Origin of the sequence: Saxibacter everestensis (assembly GCF_025787225.1) — a bacterium.
Lineage (GTDB): Bacteria > Actinomycetota > Actinomycetes > Actinomycetales > Brevibacteriaceae > Saxibacter > Saxibacter everestensis.
This window is the reverse complement of record NZ_CP090958.1, coordinates 2224774-2240870: the sequence shown is the minus strand read 5'-3', so window position 1 is coordinate 2240870 and position 16097 is coordinate 2224774. Positions and strand designations below refer to the sequence as shown.

Here is a 16097-nt window from a genome sequence, read left to right as displayed (position 1 = left end):
GTGTTCCTTGACGGTCGGAAGTCATGAAATCTGTTTCGTTCTCAGGTGCGGGTGATGCTCGTGAAGCTGCGCAGGCGGAGGCTGTTGCCGCCGACGAAGACGCTGGAGAAGGCCATCGCGGCACCGGCGAGCGGGGCCTTGCCGGTCATGCTCAGTGATCCCGCCTGAGCACTGACGTCGATGCTCTCGACGCCCGCAGTCTTCGAGACCTCCTCACGCACCGCCGCCTCGCGGCGCCCACAGGTCATGCCCGTCACCTTGTACTGAGTCGTGGTCATGCTCAAGCTCTTTCATCGCGTTCACCGATACCTGTAGGGGGTAGCCCTATCCAGGGTACCGGGCAGGGGTATTCGGAGCAATCCGAGGAGCTTCGACTGCACCGTGCAGCGGGTCACGACCTGCGAGCACCGTTCCGAGAAGCCTGTCGTACCGGCCGCTGGTAATGATGGCTGACCTAGGTCGACCCAGTGCGGACGGAGTGCGGCTCGCGTCTCGGCGCACGCGGCCCTCCGAATAGGACGTCGCGCCCAACATCAGGCTGGAGATCAGCGACCTTTAGGGCTCGCGGTCGCCCCCGATCCGAACGGCGAGGTCGCGGTGTGCGTTGGCCTCTTCCGCGAACATGAATGTCTTCGCGCCGAGGCTCATAACGAAAGTTAGTCGCAATGTTGAGGCAGTTATCACACCCGCAAACCAGGACGTGGCGGACGAGAGTGGCACCCGAGCCCGTGGCCTCGATGGACATGGCGGAGCCTCGCGACCTTTCGATTTAAGCGGCTCCGCCCGTCCGTCAGCAGCGGGGCGGTGCCTTATTGTTCGCTGCGGCCGTGCGCCGCTGAAGTGACCAGGTCGCTCTTGTCCAACGGCTCACCGGCTTGCAGCGCCGCGGTCCAGGTGTCGGTGTCGGTGACGGCGGCCCAGTTCGAATGAAGCAATGTCATGAGGGTCTCGTGGACCTGTCGGGCGGGCGCACTGCCTGCTTCATTTGCGAGGTCGATCGCGCCAGTCGCGTCCGAGAGGACTTCGACGGCGAAGCCCAGTGGCTCGGCGGCCGCTGCGGAGGCGAGCACGCAGTTGTTGGTCATGTACCCGACGAGAGTGATCGTGTCGATAGCTTGGCCGCGCAGCCATGCCTCGAGGTCGGTGCCCGCGAAGATGCTCGAGAACTGCTTGCTGATGCGCTTGGACGCCCGCTCCTCGTGAGCGGCGACCTCAAGGTGGTTCTGCCACGTCGCCGACCCGGAGGCGAAGACCGGGGCCTCGGCCGGGAGCTCGTGCTGGACGAGTACAACCGGGGTATCGGACTGCTCCGCGGCATCGATTGCCGCCCGGATGCGGGCGATCGATTCGTTGCGGTCGGGGTACTGGATCGGGAGGAGTCCGTCGAAGTACTCCTGCTGGGCGTCGATGACGATCAGTGCGCGGCGTGGTGCGGTCATGGTGTTCTCCAATACATCGGGGTGAGGTTCAACGGGTTGGGTGGGAATCGATGGATCTTCATGTGCGCGGAAGGTCGTAGTGGTCGGCGATGAGCTCGATCCCGTCCCCATCGAGAGCAGATGAGTGTCCGCCGACGACGAGCATGACTTCGTCGACATCGGTGCGCTCATGCAGGGCTTCGAGCCGGTCGGCGACCGTGGCGGCGGTGCCGTGGTAGTTGCGGCTGACATAGGCGTCGAGGATCTCCTGCTCCTGTGCCGTGGCAGCGTACGCCTCGACTTCGTCCGGCGGCAGCAGCAGGTAGCCCTCGCGCTTGAACATGCGCAGCATCGCCATCGCCGATGTGGTCGTCTGGCGCTTCGCCTCGGTGGGGTCGTCGCTGATCGCGACGGGAACGCTGACGAGGGTGCGGGGCTCAGTGAGCACGTCGGAGGGTTGGAACTCGTCGCGGTAGAGACGCAAGGCCGTGTCGATGTCGGCGTCGCCGAACTGCAGCGCGAACGCGTACGGCCGGCCGAGCTGCGCTGCCAATCGCGCGGAGTAAGGCGAGGAGCCCAGCATCCAGATATCCGGTCCCGTCAACGGTGCCGGCACCCGGTTCTGAGCTGCCTGCCAAGGGCCGGGCACGGCACGGACTGTCCGATACGGGTGCCCGGGCGGGAACTTGTCGGTGAGGAACCCGAGCAGTTCGACCACCTGCTGCGGGAAGCCGTCGTTGGCGTCCGCGCCCCGGCGCAGGGCCGATGCTGTCGCTCCGTCGGTGCCGGGTGCGCGTCCCAGTCCCAGGTCGATCCGGCCCGGTGCCAGCGCGTCGAGCATTCCGAACTGCTCTGCGATCAGCAGCGGAGCGTGGTTCGGGAGCATTACGCCTCCCGCGCCGAGGCGAATGCGTGCCGTCTCGGCGATGAGCCGGGCGATCATCAGCGGCGGCGAGGACACGGATGTCGCCCCCATGGCGTGGTGTTCGGACATCCAGAATCGGTGAAACCCCCGCCGGTCCGCCGTGCGAGCCAGCGCGACGGTGCCTGCGAGCCCTTCTTCGGCGGTCGTTCCGACGCCGGTCCCGCCGTCGGCTAGCACGGACAGTGCGAACGGCGCGGTGCCTGTTTGGGGTCCGAACTGCATACAGTACTTCGATTCTCACGGAGAAATACATCATTAGGCGTGATTGAACCATAGCAGGCACCTCACGGAAAAATGCAACTGATACCATGAGGATTGTGACAGAGACAGCTCAGATAGCCGTGCCGGGCGTCGAGGAGCATCCGTGCCTCGCCCTGGTCAATAGCGTGAGCGAACTGACAAGGGGGAAGCGACATGACGAGCTGGCGACCCCCGACGCAGTGAGGGCTTGGCTGCTTGCCCTCGACCTGATCGTCCCGGGAGCTGTGCTGCACGAGTACTGCCGAAGCAGGATTGTGGCACTACGTGAGGACCTCCGGGACGTCTTTGCTGCGCACACCACCGGAGATGTCCCACCGCCAGAAGCAATGCAAGCCCTCAATCGCGCGCTGACCAGCGCCCCTGGGGCCCTGCTCTTGCGGTTCGAGCCCATGGCAGGGTTTACCCGTAGCGCCGATCACCCGATGACCCAGGTCATCGAGCACGTCATGGCCCTCATCGCCGAGGACGCCGCCGCGCTGCTCACCGGCGACGATGCGTCTTTGCTCGCGTCCTGTGAAGCGGATGGGTGCCAGCGGTTCTTCCTCCGCACGCATGCGCGACGGCAATGGTGCTCGACTCGCTGTGGCGACAGGACGCGTGCAGCACGCGCCTATGCCCGCAAGCGTGCAGCGCGGAGCAGTCGCAGCCTTCCTGCCTCCGGACGCACCTGCGCCCACCGAACAGATTCAACAGGGGGTGGCTGAGCTGCACGGATCGCGCCTGGCTGCGCTTTCGGGAATCTCGCTACCTGCCGCCCCCGCCGGATCGTGGACCCTCGAAACGGTCGGCGTCGATGAAGTCCACCAAGGGGTGGGCCTCGGGACGGCCGTGACCTCGGAAGGTCTCTCGATGATCGACAAGCGAGGCGATCCGGTCGCACTCGAAACCTCGGACGAGCGAAACGTGCGCCTCTACCAGCGGCTCGGATTTACGACCGTGGCGACGACCGCGATTCCTGACGGCCCCATCGTTTTTTCCATGAGCCGCGTCGTGAGGTCTCAGTAGTCGATGCTTTACTGGCGCGGATTCCCCAGTCACTTCGCGACGGCTTTGTAGGGGCTCGAAGCGCACGTCGGAACTCATTTGGCTACCTCCGCGATCCAACGACGCTACACCGCGGGGGTCGTCACCGCGCTGACCGTGATGCTGCCCGGGGCGTCGATCGCCCAGAAAGAACTCATGCGTGTGGGCGTTCCACTGCGGATGCGTGACTACGCAGCCGGGGCGGCGATCCTCATCCCCGCAGCAATCGTCTGCCATCTTCTGGCGAGAACGACTCCCTCAAACGGCGGTTTTCGTTTGTGCCGCGCAGGACTGGCCCAGACCTCAACCAGCGTGGGGGATAAGGCCAGTGTCTCGGCTGCCTCATCGGATCTCGATTCACACGAGAACTTTTGACCGGACAGGGGTCGTTCAGGCTATTCGGCTGCGGCGACGTAATCGAGTTCAGGTTTAACGTCTAGCGTTACTGACGTGACGCGTAAGGGACCGTTCTGGACAGCACAGCGTCCGGACTACCAACCGATGGCGGGTCAGCTTCGTCTGGACCGATGCTGGACCCGAAGACGTTGAGATCGTGGACTACCACTAGGAAGGAATCATGAAGGAGAAGCTAGCTCCCATTCACCCTGGCATGACCAGCAAGGACACGATTGCGGTGCGTGCCGCAACAACGGAGCATCATGAGTTCCTTGCCACACATGACCATCATGTCCGGCCCGAGGTGCTTGCGAGCCTGATCGACGCCGGCCAGATTCTGGTTGTCGAAGCGGAAGGAGAGCCGCTCGGATGGCTCCGCTGGAATCTGTTCTGGGATGAGATCCCATTCATGAATCTGCTGTTCGTTCTCGGGGAACAGAGGGCGCTGGGGTTGGGAAGAGCACTCGTCGACGCCTGGGAAACGACGCTCAGGGAGCAGGGACACAAGCTCGTCTTGACCTCGACCCAGGCCGATGAAGACGCGCAGCACTTCTATCGGAAGCTCGGTTGGACGGACTGCGGCGCCCTGCTCTTGCCGGGGGACCCCACTGAGATTATTTTCCGTAAAGTGTTGACCGAGTAGCTGCTCGCCTGGTGAGACCCGTTTCATTGCCGTCCCGTGAGGGGATGGCGTCGAGTCTGCTTGCTGCTTCCTGGGATGAACGACAATTGAACCTATGAGTTCTGTGCGCGAGTTGCGTCCACTGCGCCTGCCCGACGACCGGTGGGAGCCTGTTATCCGAGGGGAATCGGGCGCCGAGGTATTCCGGTCGACGGACGGACGTCAGTTTGCAAAGCGGGTCGGTGCGGCAGAGGTCGCGGGACTCGAGGCTGAGCGTGATCGCCTGTTGTGGCTTTGTGAGGCTGGAGCAAAAGTTCCTCGCGTGGTGGATTGGGTCGCAGCGCCGAACCAGGGCGGTGTGCTCGTGACGTCAGCGGTCGGCGGGATACCTGCGGACACGCTGGACGCCCAATCCCTTCTCTCCGCCTGGCCATCGATCTCTCGTGCCGTCCGGCGGTTTCACGAGCTGGATCCGAGCGCTTGTCCGTTCGAGATTCGGGTCGATTGGCGCTACGAGCTGGCAGAGGATGTCGTCGCCCGTGGTGCCGTCAATGCCGCGTTCCTTCCGGTAGGACAGCAGTCCACGCCGCCCGAGCTGTTGCTAGCGCAGCTCGGCGAACGGCGCGCACAGGGTTCGGGGCAGCAGCGTATGCACAGGAAAGTACCAAGATGCCGATGTCGCGGCTTTGGCATGAATTCGCTTTTGTGAGCAGCCAGCTGAGTCTCGAGATTCGCGCTGAGGTTGGCCCATTCCAATGAATACAATCGGAACGTCTTTCATCATGCCGAAATGTGTTTCAACTGTAAGGAGGGTCGATGGTTATCACCATGAATCTGCGCAAACTCATTGACATTGCTCTATGTGGCGGGATCGCCCTTAAGGAAGTCGAATCCGAAGCCGCTAATCTGTATGCGTGGACTACGGCGGAACTCGATTTGCTCTACGTCGGTAAGGCAGCTTCCAAGAAACGCATCGAAGATGAGAAGCACTGGGTTCAGCTAGACCACACGCGACAGATTTGTTCCGGGATCGTCCCGCTGTTGAAGGAGAATCAGGCGGAACTACATCCGCTGTGCTACGAACATCAACGTTTCGCCCCACGGCGGATGCTTGCCACCATACAAGAGGGAGGTTGGAGCGGCCCATCAATCGCTAAAACCTTGTCGCGCCTCGGAGATGGTCCCGCCCCGTCGGTAGAGGAGGTTGAACAGGTCATGGTGCGCATAGCGGTCCGCACTGGTTCACTCATTGGCAACGCGCAGTTCGCCTCCCAATGGGAGGGGCCGATAGGTACTTTCGTGGACACGGTCGCGGCGCTCGCAGTTGATGCCGCGCGCTCCGACCAGATCGTTTCATCGGGCGTACCGATCCGACCCAATGAGGACGGATCGTGAGGCCGGACCTATAGCTCGATTTCTCACATGGTCAGGAATGTCCAGCGTCACCGTGACCGCGCGAACTTGTGAAGCGGCTCCGAACGGCGCCTGTTCTTTCCACAACCGGCTCCTTGGCGATTAGCTCGCTCAGTGGCATCAGGGGTCACTTGTCCGATACTCAGATGGTGATGTCATCGAGTTCAGGTTTAATGTCTAGTGGATTGCCCTCTGGCGACAAGAAGAAGTAGCCCGGGCCTGCATATGCATTGAAGGGGAAGGTGCCATGACCGAGGTTGTCCTCAGCGGGCAGTTGGTCTGCGGGAGCGACGAGGAAGTGTCCGTCGTACTCCAACTCTTGCCGCTTCATATTGAGCAGACGCGGAGTGAGAGTGGATGCATCTCTTTTGACGTGCGGCGCACCGTCAATCCTCTCGTGTGGCAGGTCGACGAGAAGTTCATTGACGCCGGATCGTTCGACGCGCATCAGAAGAGAGCTTCGTTGAGCGAGTGGGGGCGGGCTACCGCAGGCATCGAGCGCCGCTACACGATTGAAGGAATCGGCGCTGATGTCGTGAGGCCGCCGCTGCAGACGCAGCTCGATCGAGCTCGTCCGGGCGGTGTGACATGAGCGAGCATGAGCAAGGGCCGCAACCGCGAGGCGACCTCTCGCAGTCGCCGATCACGGTACGCTTCGATCCGCGGGCGCACAGGAGGGCTGCCAAGCAGGCGCTCGTCGTCACCCTTGTGCTTGCGCCTATCACCATCGGGTTGGTCGTCTGGATGATCGTCGATGCTCTCGACCACGGCAGCGACCACCAGCTCGCGATCATCCTGGGGTTGCCGCTGACTGTTTTGTCCACGGTCATTGCCATGTGTGCCATCTTCGCTGTCTGCTACTGGCCGGCCCCCTTTGTGCGCTTCGGCGACGTGTTCGCGTTCGATGCGAGCGGCTTCACGGCGCGCAACGCCTCGGTGCCGTGGCAAGAGCTGATCGCCATTCGAGTCGTCTCGAATGATCACGATCACCTCGAGTTGCATGTGCGCGACGCGCACGCGCTTCGAGAGCGGCTGCGCAGGCGGTTCCGCGTGCTCGTCGAGCAGGGGCCGGGGGCGACGGGCGTCATGCGGCAGCGGCTCGACGGCATCGCCGTGCGGGCAGACGTTGAGGCCATGCTGCCGCGCGTCGCGCGCGAGGCGGCTGCGCGAGGCGTGCGCTTCGACGTCGCCCGGACGAGGAGGTAGCCGAATGTCGACCAACAACCGTCCACCCGCGGCGCCGCGATCGGCGCTGACGGTCCAGTATGACCCCGGGCGAGCAGCTCGGCAGCTGGTTGGCTTCGGCGCAGCCACGCTGATCATGATCGGGCTCGCCGCGCTTGGTGTTTGGATGATCGTCGCCAGCCTCAGTCAAATGGCAACCGCAGGCAAGGTTATCGGTTGTGGTTTCGGCGTCTTCTTCATCCTCGTGGCGGTCGTGACGCTCGTGGGTGCGGCCGAGGTCCTCTCCCGCATCATCCAGTGGTCGCGACAGGCCGATCCGTTGCTATCGTTCGACGCCGTGGGTATCAGCGGACTCGTACTCGTCGGCGGCCGAAGAGCCGGTGTCGACGCCGACCCCATCGCCTGGAGTGACATCGAGTCGATCAAGCTCGAAGGTCAGGCTCCGCGCGCGAGGCGATCCAGCAACCTCGCAAATCTCGACGTCGATCACCGAATCGGGCAGGCGGCGAAGCGCGGGCTCGACCGCACAGCAGGACTGGGACTCGGGATGCGCGATGGCCGCCGCTGGATCCTGGTGGAACTCGTCGACGGCCGCAGTGCGAACCGCGACCTCACGCTCCCGATCGGCCCTGCGTCCTTCGCGCGCCTTGCACCGCAGATCGCGGATCATGTGCGCAGGCACGACGCACGCATTCTGCTGCAGGGAGCGATCGATTCGTGAACCCGTGGTGCGGCCGGTTTACTTGGCGTCGGATCATGACGGCGTGCACGGTCGACGCCGGATTGCCGAGCTGGCCTGCGATCCCGACCGGCTCGGTCGAGTCCGGATCAACGTGTAACTAGCTCGTTTCCGCCGCCAGTCGACGGAACATTCGCGACGGCGTGCAGGGTGAAATGCAGATCAGTCGAGGTAGCGTCCTCGCAGTCTGGTTGTGACTCTCGCGAGGCGGCATCGGGGTCTGGGAACTTCGACTGTCTGCTCGAACCCGACGTCGAGAGCTGCTGGAGCGCGAGGTCGACCAAGTGAGCGCCGGCCTCGGCCATCGGCTGTGAAACCGTGACGAAGTGGGAGATCTCGAGCGCGCGGCCAACGAGATCGTCGCCCGTGGCGAGCACCAGTTCTTCCGGCACGCGCACCCCTAGCGTGCCGAGACGGTGCATCAGTCCGAGCGCGACTGCGCTGTTGTAGGCCACTACCGCGGTGTCGCCCGACTCTGTTATCTGCTCGGCAAGGTCGCCGCCGGCGGAGAAGCTCGGCGCTACCGGCCCGAGGATGTCAACCGAACGCTGCGTGCTATTGAGCGGGGACGTGGCCGGAGGGTCGTGGTCGCCGCTGTCGTCGATAAATGCCGACCGCAGGGCGTGCATGCGGCGCGCGTCGGTCGCAGAGCCAGGCGGGCCGCCTATGTAGGCGATTCTCTGGTGCCCCTGCTCGCGCAGGAAGCGCCCAAGCTCGGAAAACGCCTGCGTGACCTCGATCACCGTGGCAGAGACACCGGGGATCGCCCGATTGAACGTTGCGACGGGGAGTGTTTCCGCGATGTCGCGAATCGCCGCGTCGCTGAGCCTGGAACCGGCAAGGAGCAGCGCATCTACCCGATTGGTGAGACGTGCGAGCAGGGTGGCCTCGCGAGGCTCACTGCCCTGCGAGTCGACGATCACTATCTCGTATCCGGAAGCCTCGGCGCGCGCCTGTGCGCCGGAAATGAGTGGCAGGTAATACGAGCTGGCCAGCGTCGGCACTGCGATTCCAATGAGTCCGGTGTGTCCAGTCGCGAGGGCGCGGGCGGCAGCGTTGTGGTGGTAACCGAGTTCCTGGACCGCGCGCTGCACGCGCTCCAGCGTCGCTGCGGCGACCATGTTCGGACGTGTCAGGGCGCGCGAGACAGTTGCCGTCGAGACGCCCGCGCGGGCTGCGACGTCATCGAGGGTTGTCAACTGAGGCCTCCTGTCGGTCAATTCTGAGCCAGTGTACTTCCCCGACGTGCTTGACAGCGGGGCATGGATTCGTGAAACATGTCACTGCAAGCGCTTGCAGAGATGTGCGAGCGTCCGAATGACTTCAGTAGTGGGGAACTTATGACCGCAACGGTGCGCACGCAAAAGTCCACCAAACGCTCGAACCAGATGTTCGACCTGAAATCCCGCGGATCGACGGGCTGGCGAGAATTCACGGCGGGGATGAGCATGTTTCTCGCCTCCGCCTATTCGATCATCGTCATCCCGGGCATGCTTGCCGATGCGGGGTTGCCACGAGGCCCGGTGACCACGGCGATCATCATAATGATTGCCCTTGCGACGCTGGCGATGGGTCTCTACGCAAAAATGCCGTTCGTCCTCGCTCCGGGGCTGGGCGGCGTGGCTCTCGTTGCCTATACGCTCATGATCGGGGAGCAGATTCCATTCCCGGTCGTGATGGGAATGGTGTTCTGGTCGGGAATCGCGTTTCTCGTACTGACGATCTTCGGCATTCGGAATCTGATCACAAAGATGATTCCGACCAATATTCGCCTGGTCATCGGAGCGGCGATCGGACTGTTCATCGCGTTCATCGGGTTCCGGTCAGGTGGCCTCTTCGTCACCGACGACAACGGCCTGACGCTCGGCGATCTCGGTGCGAGTTCCGCGCTCGCCGCGCTCATCGGCTTCGTGGTTCTCGTTGCGCTCCAGGCGCGGAACGTGCCCGGCGCCTTCGTCATCGTCATCGTCGCCCTGACCGTGATCGGAATCCCACTCGGCTTCACCGAACTTCCCGATTCGATCTTCGCGGCACCGGAAAGTCCCGCGCCGATCGCGTTCAAGGTTGACCTTCTGGGGGCGCTCAGTCCGCATTACCTGCCGTACCTCTTCGCGTTCTTTGCGGCGGAGTTCTTCTCGGCTACCGGCGTCGTGATGACCGTGTCGGAGAAGATCGGCGTACCCGACGCGCAGTTGAAGAAGCCGTTCCTCGTCGACTCGGTCGCCATCGTCGGCGGATCGCTGTTCGGGTCACCGAGCATGACTACCTACGCGGAATCTGCAGCTGGCTCCGAGGCAGGTGGCCGCACCGGTCTCACGTCGCTGTGGACGGCGGCGCTGTTTGCCCTGATGTTGCTCTTCACGCCGTTTGCCACGATGATTCCCGCCGCGGCCACCGCACCAATTCTGATGTACGTAGGACTGCGGTCACTCACCGGCTTTGTGCGAATCGACGTGAAGGATCTCACCGAATCGATTCCTGCGGCGATGGTCCTCGTGTGCACGCTGCTGTGGGGAAACTTCGGCACAGGCATTGCCGCCGGACTCTTGAGCTTCGTGCTCATCAAGGTCGCCGCGTTGAAATTCCGCGAAGTAAATCTCGGCATGTGGATCATGACGCCGTTCCTCGTATATTTCTTCGTCGCGGCGGCCCACTAAGACCCGCATTTTGTACTCTGGCTCGAAAGGCGCAAGACATGAACAAGATCGACCTGCATATTCATCTGCCCGGAACGGTGCGAGCCGAGACGTTCGCAGAACTCTCGGCGGCGAACAACATCGACCTTCCGATGCCGGCCGCCGAGCTCTATCGGCGGATAAATTCCGACCCCACCGACGAAGAGCAGGAGCGCGGGCCCTGGTTTCCGTTGCTGCGCGTTTACGAGCTCATTTCGGCCAGTTTGCGCACGCGCGATGATTTCGCTCGCGTCGTGTTCGAAGCGCTCGAAGACGGCTACCGCGAAAGTTCGACGATCTACACGGAACTCGCGTTCAGCCCCTCGGTCCACACGGACCTTGGCGTTGCGTATCGCGACATGGCCGCCGGAATCGCCGACGGGTTCGCGATGGCTCGCGAGCGTCTCGGAGTGGACGGTCGGGCCATCGCGGCGGTGAATCGTGAGGACACACCGGAGAAGGCGACGGCCATGGTCGAGGCCGTTCTGGACCATCGCAGCGACGATATCGTCGGCGTCGGCATCGACTTTTTCGAGCTGAAAGGCATGCCGGAGAAGTTCGCGGAGGCGTTTCAGCTCGCCGGCCGTCACGGTCTCTCGCGCACGGCCCATGCCGGCGAGCATGCGCCGACGGCGGAGACAGTGCGCACCTGCCTCGAACTGCTCGGCTGCGACCGTATCGACCACGGCTATCAGATCCTTCGCGACCCGGAAATCGTCGCTCGCTGCCGTGATGCCGGCGTTTTCTTCAACGTCGCTTTCACGACTTCACGCCGTGCGCTCATTCCCTGGCGCAGGGAATCGATCGAGAAGATGGACGACGCCGGCCTGCGGGTCACCATCAACTCGGACGATCCCGCGCTGTTCCCGACCACGCTGGAACGCGAGTATGCAATTGCCACGGAAGTGTTCGGTGCGGCGCGCCTGCCCGAGTTCGTGGCGAATGCTGTGGATGCCACGTTCCTGGGCGAATCCGAGCGCGAGGTGCTTCGTCAGCGCACGACCGACCCGCGCACCGGCGTGCTGCAGGGGTAACAGCGCTCGCAGTGTCATTGAGGAGGCGGGGTGCTGGCGCGTCGCCGCAGTTATCGCGACGGAACTGTTTCGTCGGTTTCCTGGAGATCGAGTCGCATGACGCACCGGCGCTTACTCGGATTGCTGACAGTGAACAGCCCGGCGGCCTTGAACATGTTCGCGGTGCCGACGTGCATCTCCACCGCGAGGGCGTCGTTCGAGACGACGGGATACGCCTCGACGGCGGCGGCGCCCGAACGACGAGCGAGCGCGACGGCGGCCGTGGCCAGTGCGGTCGCGACGCCTTTCCTGCGGTACCCCGTCCTGGTCCAGAAACAGGTGATCGCCCACACCGCAGCGTCGTCCCGCTGCTCGCGACGCTCTCGCCATGCGGTGTGATTGCTGTTGCGCACGAGCGCTGAATAGGATGTGCGCGGTGCCACCGCGCACCAGCCGACCGGATCCTTATCTGCGAATGCCAGCAGTCCAGTCGTTGGCAGTTTCTGGGACTGGTCATGCAGGCGAAGGCAGAGCTCGTCGTCGGGCAGTGCCGCTAGCGCCTCGCCTGGCCGGAGCTTGTAGCGCTGACATTGGCAGCGGGAGGCCATACCGCGCTGACCAAAGACTGTCTGGATGTCGGTCCATTTGGCGTCGTTTGCGGGCAGGAAGCTCAAGTCCACGTGCAACAGTCTACGAGAATCGACCACCGGCGACAGGACTCCCAGCGAAGGACTCCCAGCGAGATCAGCGATCGCTTTTGTCTGGAGCAAGAGCTGATCGGCTGCGGAATGCAGTCGCGTTCCGGTTCGATGCGTAGCGGAAACGGCGTCTGGCGGGATGGAGCGAGCGGTTGGGCCTTCGACGCCCCTGGCATCACACTTCGGCTTCCGAAGGATAGACCAACCTACGCTGGTCAAGCTAGACTTAGCTCATGGTGAAGGCCGTGAAGGTGCAATACGCGAAGACCCATCTGTCGGCAATTCTCGCCGAGGTTGAAGCTGGTGCCGAGGTAATAATTTCCCGCGGTGACACTCCGGTTGCTCGGCTCGCCCCGATCGCCCAGCTTCCGGGCCGGGAGTGGGGGTTCGTTCCGTATCGTGTTCCCTCGTCGTTCTTCGACCCCCTTCCGCCGTCCGAGCTCGAGGCGTGGGAAGAGTGACAGGACGCCGGCTCCTGATCGACACGCATGTGCTGTTGTGGATGCTGACCGATCCCGACGCGCTGTCGGACGAGGTGCGAGGGTTGCTCGCCGACCGAACGACCGCTCTCTTCGTGTCCGCGGCGTCGGCATGGGAAATCGCTGCTAAGCAACGATTGGGTAAGCTTCCGCAGGCCGAAGTTCTGGTGCGCGGGTACGAGCAACACCTGGAACGTCTCGGTGTTGAGAGCGTTGACATCAGTGCCGCCCACAGCCTGCTGGCCGGCTCACTGGAATGGCAGCACCGAGATCCGTTCGATCGGATGATTGCCGCTCAATGCATGATCGAGTCGTTGCCTCTTGTATCGGCCGACAGTGCCTTCGAGAAGCTGGCCGGGATCAGCGTCCTGTGGTGATCGAGACGGCCGATCAATCCCGCACTTTTATGCTGCGAAAACAGCTGCGCACCGGCAGGTTCCGGTGCCATGCTGGTGTGACGCGGCCAACCAGTCCGGGTCGGTCCACTGCATGAGGAGAACCGCAATGAGCGCCACCCTTGCCACGTACGTCGCACTGCCTGGGAATGCCGCCGACGCCTTCACCCATTGGCAGGAGGTGTTCGGTGGTGAACTTGATCTAACGAGGTACGGGGACATGGACCTCGAGGGCATGCCATTCACGCCAGATCCGGAGAAAGTCGCGCATGCGGCGCTCCACACTCCCGGCGGCGACATCACCGGGGGAGACGCCATGCCCGGGGAGGACGCTCCGCCGCTGCGCGATACCGCGTACTCGCTCCTTTACGGAGTGGACACGCCGGACGAGGCCCGGACGCTGATCCAGAAACTCGTCGACGGTGGGGGCTCGGTGAACATGCCGTTCGAGCTCGCCCCCTGGGGTGACTGGTACGGCCAGGCCTTCGACAGGTTCGGCGTAATGTGGGCGTTCGCCGCGTCGGAGAGTTCGGGGACACAAACGCCCTGATGCCGTGTCGCCTGCAAACAACATTCCGGTCGGCGAGCAGCGCTCCAAAGCGCGTCCACGGCAGTTCCCACCGTCATCGGGTGTGCAGCACTTCGAGCTGGCGGCCGTCACTGTCGAAGTTCCTCGGATCAAGCCATAGTTCGAATGCGTGGCGCACGCGGGGCCAGTCGCGGTCAGTGAGCGCGAACCAGGCGGTGTCGCGGTTGCGCCCCTTGTAGACGGTAGCTTGACGGAACGTGCCTTCATACGTGAAACCAAGGCGTTCGGCCGCCTTGCGCGAGGGTTCGTTGAGGTTGTCGCACTTCCACTCATACCGGCGGTAGCCGAGCTCATTGAGTACGTAGCTCATCAGCAGATACTGCGCCTCGGTCGAGATCGGAGTGCGCTGGAGGGAACGGGAGAAGACAACGTAGCCGACCTCGATGACCCTGTTGATGGGATCGTGTCGCATGAGTGAGAGGGTGCCGAGTGCGCGACAGGTGGCGTTGTCGATCACAGCATAGTGGCGGGGGTCATCACTCTTGGCTGCGACGTCGGCCCAGGCGCGGTAGGACTCAGGTGTCCGGAACGGGCCGACCGGAAGATATGTCCAGTCGCGGTCGTCGGGTGCAGCGGCGTATGCGGCGTAGAGGTCGTCAGCGTGCCGGTCGACGTCGATGAGTTCGAGAGTGCAGTACCGTCCGGAAAGTATCGTTGCCTTTGGCAAGGCCGCGGGGCTCCAGTCGGGCACCGGGCAGCCGATCGGTTGTCCGTATTCGTTAGTCGTTATCATCGAGTCTTCCTAGGCGCGGGTGATGGGTGAGCCGACGCGGTCCGGGCACGCGATGGGAGCGCGAGGAGTCCGGCAACAAAGATGAGCGAAAACCCGATAATGTCGGTGATCGTGGGTCGTTCGCCGAGGAGCACAATGGAGGCGAGCATTCCAAACACGGGCACGAGCAGTGTCCCGAGCCCGGCGGTGCTGGCTGGGAGGCGGGCGATGGCGCCGAACCAGAGCAGGTAGGCGACTGCCGTACCCATGATTGTGGTGTACGCGATTCCCCACGATGCGTGCATCGTGATCTGCGTCGGGAAGGACTCGTGCCACAGAATGGCTCCGATCACGGAGACGATCCCGCCAGCGACTAGTTGCCAGATCGTGACCGTCAACTGGTGCGATGGCACTCGTGCCCACTTGAGGTACACCGTGCCGATCGCCCAACTCAACCCCGCACCGGTCGCTGCCAGGGCCCCATAAGACAATCCCGATTTCAGCAAGGGCACGAGGAGCACCGAGAGGCCGGCGATGCCGATCAGCACCGCAGCTGTGCGATTTCGGCCAAGATTTTCCCGTAACACCACTTTGCTGAGGAGTGCGACCCAGATGGGCATGAGGTAAAGGCACACACTCGCTCGTCCAGCAGTAGTGTTCAATAGCGCAAGCGCTGAGAGTGCCCCGAAACCCGCAACGCTGAAAGTCCCTGCGATCGCCAGGTGGAGCGCGTCGCGGGGCCGGAGAAGTCTCAGGGAGATTTTTCGTGCAGCTGCGACGACGGCAAGAATGAGTGCGCCTCCGAGAAACGTCACCACCCGGAGCATCCAGGGCGTAAACGACTCCAGTGCGTAGGTCGCGGAGACGAAGTTCAGACCCCAGATTGCCGCAACTGCAAGCAGGACGCCCCGATCGCCAGAACCTACTTGCATCATTCCGCCCCCGTGAATCGAGTACGTCTGGGCCTGCAAGCTTCAAGCGGCCGGTCGTACTTGCCCGACGGTGTCAACGCTGCACCTCTTCTTCGAGGCGGGCCGCGGCTGGCGCCGCCTCGTAGGTGACCCAGTGGGTGCGGTTCGCGACCTGGTCGTAGAGCGCCTGGGCCGGATGGTTGTCGTCTGCGGTGATCCACCGGACCACCGAGCGTCCTTCCATGCCTGCTAACTCGGTGAGGTGGGCGATGAGAGCACGAGCTGCACCCCTGCCGCGGGCCGCGGGATCTGTGAAGAGATCGTCGAGCCAGATACCGACCGTGCCAGTGGAGGGGCGCGAGAAACGGCGGTAGTGACCGATGGCCACGATGCCGTCCTCACCCTCGGCGACGAGGGCCTCGCATTCGTGTTCGGAGGTAGTCAGCCAGCCCCACACGCGCGAGACGACATCCGCCGATTCCTGGAGGCGGTAGAAGTCGCGGTAGCCGCGGAAGAGTTCTCGCCAGCGCGCCTCGTCGGCCGGGGCGAGCGGGCGCACAGTAACAGGCAGGGTTTGAGTCATGACAAGTTCGGGTCTTCCTGAATGTCGGATCAGTACGTGATGCGAGTCACCGGGTGAGGA

Annotated in this window: 23 protein-coding genes; 14 read left to right on the top strand and 9 right to left on the bottom strand. The window is 63.3% G+C overall.

Going from position 1 to position 16097, the window contains the following annotated elements:
* Positions 1–41: 41 nt before the first annotated feature.
* The 3 genes from LWF01_RS10755 to LWF01_RS10745 all read right to left on the bottom strand — a co-directional run bounded on the left by LWF01_RS10755 (position 42) and on the right by LWF01_RS10745 (position 2565).
* Positions 42–278 carry a heavy-metal-associated domain-containing protein gene (locus LWF01_RS10755; protein WP_349637396.1) on the bottom strand — a complete coding sequence of 79 codons (237 nt, stop codon included), beginning with the start codon at positions 276–278 and terminating at the stop codon, positions 42–44.
* A 531-nt stretch (positions 279–809) separates the two neighbouring features.
* Positions 810–1439, bottom strand: coding sequence for an isochorismatase family protein (locus tag LWF01_RS10750; RefSeq protein ID WP_349637395.1), 630 nt, complete (start codon positions 1437–1439; stop codon positions 810–812).
* A 58-nt stretch (positions 1440–1497) separates the two neighbouring features.
* Positions 1498–2565 (bottom strand): LLM class flavin-dependent oxidoreductase, encoded by a 1068-nt coding sequence (locus LWF01_RS10745; RefSeq protein ID WP_349637394.1) that lies wholly within the window; start codon positions 2563–2565, stop codon positions 1498–1500.
* 95 nt (positions 2566–2660) lie between these two features.
* Between LWF01_RS10745 and LWF01_RS10740 the strand changes: the two genes are divergently transcribed.
* The 6 genes from LWF01_RS10740 (at position 2661) to LWF01_RS10715 (ending at position 6040) form a co-directional block, all read left to right on the top strand.
* Positions 2661–3308 carry a CGNR zinc finger domain-containing protein gene (locus tag LWF01_RS10740; protein ID WP_432761951.1) on the top strand — a complete coding sequence of 216 codons (648 nt, stop codon included), beginning with the start codon at positions 2661–2663 and terminating at the stop codon, positions 3306–3308.
* Entirely contained in the window at positions 3301–3609 is a 309-nt protein-coding gene (locus LWF01_RS10735) for a GNAT family N-acetyltransferase (RefSeq protein WP_349637392.1), read from the top strand. The genes LWF01_RS10740 and LWF01_RS10735 overlap by 8 nt, the downstream gene beginning before the upstream one ends.
* A 78-nt stretch (positions 3610–3687) precedes the next feature.
* Complete coding sequence (locus LWF01_RS10730) at positions 3688–4002, top strand: hypothetical protein (protein ID WP_349637391.1); 315 nt, start codon at positions 3688–3690, stop codon at positions 4000–4002.
* Positions 4003–4204: 202 nt separating this feature from the next.
* On the top strand, positions 4205–4666 hold the full coding sequence (locus LWF01_RS10725) for a GNAT family N-acetyltransferase (RefSeq protein WP_349637390.1): 462 nt from the start codon (positions 4205–4207) through the stop codon (positions 4664–4666).
* A gap of 94 nt (positions 4667–4760) precedes the next feature.
* A complete protein-coding gene (locus LWF01_RS10720; protein ID WP_349637389.1) occupies positions 4761–5354 on the top strand; it encodes a phosphotransferase in 594 nt (197 codons plus the stop codon).
* A 107-nt stretch (positions 5355–5461) separates the two neighbouring features.
* On the top strand, positions 5462–6040 hold the full coding sequence (locus LWF01_RS10715) for a hypothetical protein (RefSeq protein WP_349637388.1): 579 nt from the start codon (positions 5462–5464) through the stop codon (positions 6038–6040).
* 160 nt (positions 6041–6200) lie between these two features.
* On the opposite strand, the gene LWF01_RS10710 is transcribed toward LWF01_RS10715, so the two are convergent.
* On the bottom strand, positions 6201–6506 hold the full coding sequence (locus tag LWF01_RS10710; protein ID WP_349640973.1) for a hypothetical protein: 306 nt from the start codon (positions 6504–6506) through the stop codon (positions 6201–6203).
* Between LWF01_RS10710 and LWF01_RS10705 the strand changes: the two genes are divergently transcribed.
* The 3 genes from LWF01_RS10705 to LWF01_RS10695 are packed head-to-tail and all read left to right on the top strand — an operon-like array spanning position 6390 to position 7964.
* Entirely contained in the window at positions 6390–6650 is a 261-nt protein-coding gene (locus LWF01_RS10705) for a putative quinol monooxygenase (RefSeq protein ID WP_349640893.1), read from the top strand. The two genes, LWF01_RS10710 and LWF01_RS10705, sit on opposite strands and share 117 nt — an antisense overlap.
* Positions 6647–7264 (top strand): hypothetical protein, encoded by a 618-nt coding sequence (locus tag LWF01_RS10700; RefSeq protein ID WP_349637387.1) that lies wholly within the window; start codon positions 6647–6649, stop codon positions 7262–7264. Before LWF01_RS10705 ends, LWF01_RS10700 begins: the two co-directional genes overlap by 4 nt.
* A gap of 4 nt (positions 7265–7268) precedes the next feature.
* Positions 7269–7964 carry a hypothetical protein gene (locus LWF01_RS10695; protein ID WP_349637386.1) on the top strand — a complete coding sequence of 232 codons (696 nt, stop codon included), beginning with the start codon at positions 7269–7271 and terminating at the stop codon, positions 7962–7964.
* Between the two features lie 107 nt (positions 7965–8071).
* Here the strand turns inward: LWF01_RS10695 and LWF01_RS10690 are convergent, their stop codons facing one another.
* A complete protein-coding gene (locus LWF01_RS10690) occupies positions 8072–9181 on the bottom strand; it encodes a LacI family DNA-binding transcriptional regulator (protein ID WP_349637385.1) in 1110 nt (369 codons plus the stop codon).
* A 78-nt stretch (positions 9182–9259) separates the two neighbouring features.
* On the opposite strand from LWF01_RS10690, the gene LWF01_RS10685 reads away from it, so the two are divergent.
* Positions 9260–10639, top strand: a complete 1380-nt coding sequence (locus LWF01_RS10685) for an NCS2 family permease (RefSeq protein WP_349637384.1) — start codon at positions 9260–9262, stop codon at positions 10637–10639.
* Positions 10588–11691: an adenosine deaminase gene (gene add / locus LWF01_RS10680; RefSeq protein ID WP_349637383.1), complete on the top strand. Its 1104-nt coding sequence runs from the start codon at positions 10588–10590 to the stop codon at positions 11689–11691. The genes LWF01_RS10685 and add overlap by 52 nt, the downstream gene beginning before the upstream one ends.
* 50 nt (positions 11692–11741) lie before the next feature.
* On the opposite strand, the gene LWF01_RS10675 is transcribed toward add, so the two are convergent.
* Positions 11742–12350, bottom strand: coding sequence for a GNAT family N-acetyltransferase (locus tag LWF01_RS10675; protein WP_349637382.1), 609 nt, complete (start codon positions 12348–12350; stop codon positions 11742–11744).
* Positions 12351–12601: 251 nt separating this feature from the next.
* On the opposite strand from LWF01_RS10675, the gene LWF01_RS10670 reads away from it, so the two are divergent.
* The 3 genes from LWF01_RS10670 to LWF01_RS10660 all read left to right on the top strand — a co-directional run bounded on the left by LWF01_RS10670 (position 12602) and on the right by LWF01_RS10660 (position 13792).
* Positions 12602–12829 (top strand): type II toxin-antitoxin system Phd/YefM family antitoxin, encoded by a 228-nt coding sequence (locus LWF01_RS10670; protein ID WP_349637381.1) that lies wholly within the window; start codon positions 12602–12604, stop codon positions 12827–12829.
* Positions 12826–13224, top strand: coding sequence for a type II toxin-antitoxin system VapC family toxin (locus LWF01_RS10665; RefSeq protein WP_349637380.1), 399 nt, complete (start codon positions 12826–12828; stop codon positions 13222–13224). The genes LWF01_RS10670 and LWF01_RS10665 overlap by 4 nt, the downstream gene beginning before the upstream one ends.
* A gap of 127 nt (positions 13225–13351) precedes the next feature.
* Entirely contained in the window at positions 13352–13792 is a 441-nt protein-coding gene (locus LWF01_RS10660) for a VOC family protein (RefSeq protein WP_349637379.1), read from the top strand.
* Between the two features lie 73 nt (positions 13793–13865).
* Here LWF01_RS10660 and LWF01_RS10655 read toward each other — a convergent pair whose 3' ends face one another.
* The 3 genes from LWF01_RS10655 to LWF01_RS10645 all read right to left on the bottom strand — a co-directional run bounded on the left by LWF01_RS10655 (position 13866) and on the right by LWF01_RS10645 (position 16037).
* Positions 13866–14564, bottom strand: a complete 699-nt coding sequence (locus LWF01_RS10655; RefSeq protein ID WP_349637378.1) for a GNAT family N-acetyltransferase — start codon at positions 14562–14564, stop codon at positions 13866–13868.
* Positions 14561–15478 (bottom strand): DMT family transporter, encoded by a 918-nt coding sequence (locus LWF01_RS10650; protein WP_349637377.1) that lies wholly within the window; start codon positions 15476–15478, stop codon positions 14561–14563. Before LWF01_RS10650 ends, LWF01_RS10655 begins: the two co-directional genes overlap by 4 nt.
* Positions 15479–15548: 70 nt before the next feature.
* Positions 15549–16037 (bottom strand): GNAT family N-acetyltransferase, encoded by a 489-nt coding sequence (locus LWF01_RS10645; RefSeq protein ID WP_349637376.1) that lies wholly within the window; start codon positions 16035–16037, stop codon positions 15549–15551.
* Positions 16038–16097: the final 60 nt, after the last annotated feature.